Source organism: Maribellus luteus (genome assembly GCF_003576475.1).
Classification (GTDB): domain Bacteria; phylum Bacteroidota; class Bacteroidia; order Bacteroidales; family Prolixibacteraceae; genus Draconibacterium; species Draconibacterium luteum.
In genome coordinates this window covers 1-1479 of the sequence record NZ_QWGR01000042.1, presented here as the reverse complement: position 1 = coordinate 1479, position 1479 = coordinate 1, and the positions used below count along the sequence as shown (strand labels likewise).

General features: G+C 32.4%; 2 protein-coding genes. Both read right to left on the bottom strand.

The genetic code is table 11. The features are described 5' to 3' along the window. Positions 1-88: 88 nt before the first annotated feature. Positions 89-1186 carry a toxin-antitoxin system YwqK family antitoxin gene (locus tag D1614_RS23580; protein ID WP_147384370.1) on the bottom strand — a complete coding sequence of 366 codons (1098 nt, stop codon included), beginning with the start codon at positions 1184-1186 and terminating at the stop codon, positions 89-91. 16 nt (positions 1187-1202) lie between these two features. Continuing rightward, a partial coding sequence (locus tag D1614_RS26100; protein WP_206610136.1) for a hypothetical protein occupies positions 1203-1479 on the bottom strand: 277 nt, incomplete at its 5' end.

Here is a 1479-nt window from a genome sequence, read left to right as displayed (position 1 = left end):
ACTCCCATAGATAGCAGAGTAATTTGAAAAGAAAAATTATAACCAAAATATTAGGTTTTTACCTTAGTTCTTTGTTAGCAACTGTTTTTTATTCTTCTAATTGTATTTTCTTTATTTGTTCAACTTTTAAAACAGTTCCATCTTTATTAAAATACTCCTGTTTTCCAAATCGATAATAAATAGGTGGTATGTCATTTTCAGATGGAGTATATTTAAATCTTTCAATAGATTTGATAATTCCTGAATCATAATATTCAGTTCTGGTCTTTTTATTTGGTTGAAACTCTTCCTTATATATCAAAAATCCTTTCTCAGAATAGTACTTTTCTGATTTTACAAAGTCGTGTGACACATAACGAGTCTCTCTCATTATTTTGCCGTTTGCATAAAATTCTTTGATTAAACCTATACCATTAACAAATTGGTTCGAATCGAGTAGGTTGCCCAAACTGTCATATTGGGCTATGACTGTTGAAATCCAAGAACCTTTTTTAAAGTTGTCACAAATGTATTCACGAGATATTTGTCCATTTGCATAGAAGTCAGTCCACTTTCCTGATTTTCTGGATTCGATATAAGAATCACTTTTTCTCGTTGGCGTATATTCTCCTCTTGATTTTACTTGTCCGTTAGGGTAATAATACTCCCATAAACCAGTTTGTTTATATTTAAACTCCTTTCCAAATCCGATTAGATTATTTTTCCAGTCGTGTTGATATACATAGCCTGTGTCGTTCTTATAAAAAGTTGAGTCTCTTCCTTTCCATATGTTGTAAATAAGGGTATCATTTTTATAAAAGGATTTGTTATAAACAGTTCGGTCTCCAAAATCCCCACTATATGAATATTGAAATCCATCTTCTAATCCATTTTTATAATAACCCTCATGAAGGATTTCTTTGAAATCTGCGAAGGTGTCGTATTCTGCCCAATAACCATGTTTTTTCCCATTTCGATAATTGGTAATCTTTTCAATATCACGATTGGCATAATAATACTCTATTACTTTCCCTTCAATTTTATTATTAACGTAATTAATTTCTAATCTTAAAAAAGTAGTGTCTGCTTTAAAGAATCCAAAGTATTTTCCATCTGGAAGTGAGTCAATTAGTTTAATGTCAACCATTGTAATACTGTCTGATGGATATACTAAAATACTGTCTCCTCTGTACAGTATTTTTTCCATAGATTGTCCAAATACATTAATTTGAATTAAGGATAGTATTAACAAAAGTGTCCTTCTCATATATTGAAATATTCCTTATTTTTAAAATAGTTGCTAACGGTTGGTACATGTTGTTGGGGCGGATTTCGAAGAGCGTTCCTGTCCGAAGGACACGGAACTGCGAAACGAGAATCTGCAGTTGGCGTACCACCAAACTCCGCCCTGCAATATGTACCGTGTGCCTGTTGCACAACTCACCAGGTTTTGTTAACAAATTTAGCATAATCCCGGAGAGTAAGCAGTTATCTTTCATT